The sequence below is a fragment of the Zoogloea sp. 1C4 genome (assembly GCF_009469605.1).
Classification (GTDB): Bacteria; Pseudomonadota; Gammaproteobacteria; order Burkholderiales; family Rhodocyclaceae; genus Zoogloea; species Zoogloea oryzae.
Genome location: NZ_SSXU01000053.1, coordinates 1 through 4,197 on the forward strand (window position 1 = coordinate 1; position 4,197 = coordinate 4,197).

Here is a 4,197-nt window from a genome sequence, read left to right on the forward strand (position 1 = left end):
CCACCAGCAGGCCGCGGGGGTTCTCGATCAGCTTTTCGGCCAGGGCTTCGACGGTGGCGGAGGCCACGGTGTAGCGGCGCAGGATGGGCGCGTCGTCGCCATCGGCTTGAAGGAAGCTCGCCACGTCAAGGCGTTCGGGTCTTTGCGTAGCGCCCTGGTGGCCTCGCCCTTGCGGGCTTCGGCCCGGGCCTTGGCAATCTCGGCTTCTGCCTTCCATTGCCCTTGGGCGGCGGTCCATTCGTCCGGGGCGCGGGCTTCCAGGCGCACCAGCGGGGCGAGGGCCGCAGACATGGCGGGGGATTTCATCATCCCCGGCCGGCCGACGATGCAGCCCCATAAGTTCGGGAATTCGTGCCAATCGCTCAGCGCCTGCGGCCGGATCGCGCAGCGCCGGCCGATCAGGTTGCCCAGGGCGGCCACCATCGGCACGGCCACGAAATCCGGCGGGCATTGCATCCGCTCGGCCACGAAATCCGGCGGGCATTGCATCCGCTCGGCCACGTCGGCCACCCAGGGGCGCAGGCGATCCGGCAACAGGGCCGCGTCAAAAGGCGCAACCGGCGCCAGCCCTTCGGGGATGGGCTGCGGATCGGGCCACGATGCCACCGGCCAGGTGCGCGGGTCGCCCAAGGCCGGGGCCAGGGCGGCGCGTTCGGCCGGCGTGGCGGGGGTGAAGGTGGGCGGGGCGGTCATGGCTGCACCTCCACCCCGCGGGCCTCACTCACGATGAACACCGCGGCCGGCGTGCCGCCCGGCTGCAGCAGGATCAGCCGTTTGGGCTGTACCGCGACCAGCTCGGCCAGGAGGTGGCGCAGGCGGTCGGCATCGGGGGGCGAGGGCGTCACCACCAGCACCGACAGGGCCGCCAGGTAACGCCAGTCGAGGCGGCAAGGGTGCATGTCGGGCGGGCAGCAGATCGCTGGCCCCAGGGCCGTAACGGGTGCCACCGGCCAGCGGTCGAGATACACCGCTACCTGCCGCCCCGCCGGCACCAGATCGCGGGCGCGGGCATCGGCCAGGGGGCGGGCATGGGCCGGCAGACGCCGACCCGGCGAGCACCGCCAATAGATGCGCGGGTCGGGGTGCGGGGCGGTCATGGCGCCACCCCCGGCACAGCCAGGCGCAAGGCGTCGGCGAGGGCGTCGAGGGCACGCCCGCAGGCTTCAACACGGGCCGGGCTGGTGTCGGCCAGCACGCCCACCGTAAGAAAGCCCGCATCGATCCAGCCGGCCACCTCGGCGGCGGCCAGGTAAAGGGCCGGGGCGGCGGCAATCAGGGCCTCGTTGGCGTCAGCCTCTTCGAGCGGGCCGGCGCCGGAGAACACTTCGCAGATCGCCACCAAACGCCCGCCACGATCCGCGGCAATGGTGCGGTGTCCGATGCGACGCCAGGGGGCGGGGGTGATCGGAAGAGTCTTCATGATGCCGACCCTCCAAAGTCCTGACGCTGGAGGAAGAGCGGCTCATTTCCCAGCACCCTGCCCATAAAGCCCCGGAAAGCCTTGTCCGCTTCCATGGCCCGATACCGACGGCAGAATGCGCTCCATTCTTGGCGCCCAGCGTCAGTTGCCCTTCGACGAGCCTGCTCAAGCTCCTTTTCCTTCTCGCGGACCGTTTTTTCAAAGTGGTGGATGGATTCAACTAACTCGCATCTGAAGCACCACCAATCGATATTCATGAACTCACGGCGAGGGCCTTTTGCCCCTTTCGGACGTTCTCGGCTGATGCGGCACTTGAACGCCCCCGCCGTCCAACTGACGGAATTAAAGCCTGTCGGCCATTCGTGATTGGGAAAATTGATGCCTTCGGCTTCCAGCGCAGCGCGGGTGCCGATGAGTTCATAGAAATCATGGAACTCCAGCGGATTGATTCGAGCGATTACGTCGCCCGAGGTCAGTACGATCCAGGTCTTCATGCTTGACCCCTCACGCCAAACGACTGAGCCCCGGCCTGCACACCACCTTTGTGGATGTGCTCGGCCGTGGAACCGGCGTAGCTGTCCATGTCGCAGGCCACTGCCCAGCCCATGGCGGCGAGGTGGGCGACGTCAGAGTTCTCGGGCGATTTGTCGCGGATCACTGCCAGGAGCGCGGCAAGCTGGGCAAAAGACTTGGCGCAGCACTCGAAGCCGGAGAACACGTCTTCCAGGGGGACGGGCTGAAAATCGGCATTGGTGCTCATGCTTCAGCCCTCCATGCAAATGCCAGGCGCCAGGCCAGCACGGGGCCGACGAAGAGGCGCAGGGCGCGGTAAAGCTTGAGGGAGAAAACCGGGGATACGGACGCGTGCATACGCTTGCACGCCAAGGCGCGGGTGATCATGGGGTGGTGCTCCTGTAGTGCGGTTGATGTCTCCGCACCCCGCTGTCAATCGGGGTGGCGGAACCGTGCGAGGTTGACAGACCGGCCTACAGGAAACCGGCAGCCCGAAGGCTCCCCACACGGCCCCGCCATTGAACAGGCGTCACCATGCTGCCGACGTAAAAATGCCGCTTGCGCGGCCTGGTCGGCCTGTAGGTTTCGGGCTGTCAAACCCGGTCACCACTGTTTAGGTGACGTCGTGATGATGGGGTAGTGACGTGGTGACGTCAAGGGGGAACGACTTCCCAGGTTCCCGGTGCCCACAAACGACGATATGCTTTCCGTATGAGTTCAGAAAACAACCCGATCCGCTTCTCTCTGACCCGGGACGAATTGCACCATTGGGCCGCAGAATCATCGGCCTTTTGTGGTCTGGATCTTTCTCGGATCAGCATCTTGTTTCTTGCCCAAGTGTTCGTGCACGAACTGACGAGGCATTACAGCACGTTCGACATTACCGACCCCATCAAAGCCCTTGAGGGCGTTGGGCGGGGCGCCCATACCGCTGCGCCGAATCAGTTCAAGCATCCGCCTTTGGCAGGACTGCACAAGGTTCACTTTTTCTCACCCCGCTTCCTAGCGCGGAATCTCCTCAACGTGCTAAAGAGCAAAGAGGGCGCCAGGAATTTCGAACGCATCTGGAACGAAGGGCTGAAGCAAACCGACTCGGAATATGTGACGGAGGAGCTAATTGGCTACATCGCGCATCACTCCACCGTCACCGCCTTCGAAGACAAGAGCAGGGCCAGGGCTCTCACGGGTGAATGGATCGTTTTCCACCAGTACGAAGGCCGAAACTATTACCTGACGCTCGCCACGCACACCCAGTCCAACGAAGAGATATACGGGAACGTCCTGTCGGCCTGTCGCGGAGAAAGCTTCCCCTTCACGCTTTAGTGCGCCTACAACTACTGGGTTGTGGTCAGCCGCGTTTCCGGGATCGAAATGAACCCTTCTCAAGCTCCTTCTCGATTTGCTTCGTGTATTTGTCCCGCTTGATCGCCGCTGCATCGATCGATGCAGCGAGCGGCGCCGTCTGGCGAAGAAGTTCCAGCACATCGGGCAAGCCCTCAACGGCCACATAGTCCTCTGTGTCGGCAACCTCGATCCGCACCAGAAAGCGATATTCAGGCGCCTTCTCTTGAGTTCCATCGCCAGAGCGGGCGAACACGGAAACGCGGAAAGAGCCGGTTTCATCGTCGCCGACCGACAGGCCAGGGAAAGCCCTGAACCCGGCCAATGTTCGTTCTGTCTGGCCGTCATTGGCTTCAGCAGTGACTAGAAAATCCTCAATCTGCTTCCACCCTACAGCCGCACTGAAAGCCCAAATCGTACGCATCATTTTCCTTTCTCAAGCAACTTCAATCACGCCACAACTGGACGCAGACAACTGCGCCCGAATCACCAACACATCAAGGCCATATACCTCGACGAACGTTCATGCAGACGCCTGCACGATACCCGAAACCGGATGGGGGTGGCTCGACGCCAGACTGCGCAGGGCAAAGGCCGAAGCGCTGAAAGTGTTCCGACTGTTCCGACTAAGTAAACTCGAAGTCGGAACAACATAGCTCCCTGCAAAGCCGCGTCCCGCTTGGGTTCTCGATTCTTGTTCCGACTGTTCCGACTGTTCCGACCATCTTTGGTATTTCCAGCCTGCACAACCTAGCAAAGTACTCTATGTGAATAAAAACATAACCCCCTTAGCACGCAATGCTCCCAACTTAAGCCCCCTTATATGCCAAATGCTGGTGCGGCTTGACGCGTCGTGGCCTGGGGTAACTTCGATCAGGTTGGATGTGGCAGCGGGCACACGCGATGGCGTCAAGCACGGTCTG

The 4,197-nt window shown here is 62.7% G+C and carries 8 protein-coding genes; 1 reads left to right on the top strand and 7 read right to left on the bottom strand.

The annotated features are described in order from the left end of the window. Nucleotides 1-27 precede the first annotated feature (27 nt). From GH681_RS22475 to GH681_RS22500, 6 genes are read right to left on the bottom strand one after another with little or no spacing between them, the layout of a single operon-like run. Nucleotides 28-693 carry a DUF3987 domain-containing protein gene (locus GH681_RS22475; protein WP_153163735.1) on the bottom strand — a complete coding sequence of 222 codons (666 nt, stop codon included), beginning with the start codon at nucleotides 691-693 and terminating at the stop codon, nucleotides 28-30. After that, nucleotides 690-1,097, bottom strand: a complete 408-nt coding sequence (locus tag GH681_RS22480; RefSeq protein ID WP_153163736.1) for a hypothetical protein — start codon at nucleotides 1,095-1,097, stop codon at nucleotides 690-692. The genes GH681_RS22475 and GH681_RS22480 overlap by 4 nt, the downstream gene beginning before the upstream one ends. Further along, entirely contained in the window at nucleotides 1,094-1,420 is a 327-nt protein-coding gene (locus GH681_RS22485) for a hypothetical protein (RefSeq protein WP_153163737.1), read from the bottom strand. The genes GH681_RS22480 and GH681_RS22485 overlap by 4 nt, the downstream gene beginning before the upstream one ends. Beyond that, the gene (locus GH681_RS22490; RefSeq protein ID WP_153163738.1) at nucleotides 1,417-1,914 is read right to left on the bottom strand and encodes a hypothetical protein; all 498 of its coding nucleotides are present in this window, start codon (nucleotides 1,912-1,914) and stop codon (nucleotides 1,417-1,419) included. The genes GH681_RS22485 and GH681_RS22490 overlap by 4 nt, the downstream gene beginning before the upstream one ends. After that, nucleotides 1,911-2,180, bottom strand: a complete 270-nt coding sequence (locus tag GH681_RS22495) for a hypothetical protein (RefSeq protein ID WP_153163739.1) — start codon at nucleotides 2,178-2,180, stop codon at nucleotides 1,911-1,913. The genes GH681_RS22490 and GH681_RS22495 overlap by 4 nt, the downstream gene beginning before the upstream one ends. Then, entirely contained in the window at nucleotides 2,177-2,320 is a 144-nt protein-coding gene (locus tag GH681_RS22500) for a hypothetical protein (protein ID WP_153163740.1), read from the bottom strand. The genes GH681_RS22495 and GH681_RS22500 overlap by 4 nt, the downstream gene beginning before the upstream one ends. A 324-nt stretch (nucleotides 2,321-2,644) precedes the next feature. On the opposite strand from GH681_RS22500, the gene GH681_RS22505 reads away from it, so the two are divergent. Continuing rightward, on the top strand, nucleotides 2,645-3,256 hold the full coding sequence (locus GH681_RS22505) for a hypothetical protein (protein ID WP_153163741.1): 612 nt from the start codon (nucleotides 2,645-2,647) through the stop codon (nucleotides 3,254-3,256). 25 nt (nucleotides 3,257-3,281) lie between these two features. Here GH681_RS22505 and GH681_RS22510 read toward each other — a convergent pair whose 3' ends face one another. Next, a complete protein-coding gene (locus GH681_RS22510; protein WP_153163742.1) occupies nucleotides 3,282-3,701 on the bottom strand; it encodes a hypothetical protein in 420 nt (139 codons plus the stop codon). Nucleotides 3,702-4,197: the final 496 nt, after the last annotated feature.

Coding starts and splice junctions, on each gene's coding strand:
- GH681_RS22500 (WP_153163740.1), bottom strand. CDS start 2,320: ATGATCACCCGCGCCTTGGCGTGCAAGCGTATGCACGCGTCCGTATCC.
- GH681_RS22475 (WP_153163735.1), bottom strand. CDS start 693: ATGACCGCCCCGCCCACCTTCACCCCCGCCACGCCGGCCGAACGCGCC.
- GH681_RS22505 (WP_153163741.1), top strand. CDS start 2,645: ATGAGTTCAGAAAACAACCCGATCCGCTTCTCTCTGACCCGGGACGAA.
- GH681_RS22510 (WP_153163742.1), bottom strand. CDS start 3,701: ATGATGCGTACGATTTGGGCTTTCAGTGCGGCTGTAGGGTGGAAGCAG.
- GH681_RS22485 (WP_153163737.1), bottom strand. CDS start 1,420: ATGAAGACTCTTCCGATCACCCCCGCCCCCTGGCGTCGCATCGGACAC.
- GH681_RS22480 (WP_153163736.1), bottom strand. CDS start 1,097: ATGACCGCCCCGCACCCCGACCCGCGCATCTATTGGCGGTGCTCGCCG.
- GH681_RS22495 (WP_153163739.1), bottom strand. CDS start 2,180: ATGAGCACCAATGCCGATTTTCAGCCCGTCCCCCTGGAAGACGTGTTC.
- GH681_RS22490 (WP_153163738.1), bottom strand. CDS start 1,914: ATGAAGACCTGGATCGTACTGACCTCGGGCGACGTAATCGCTCGAATC.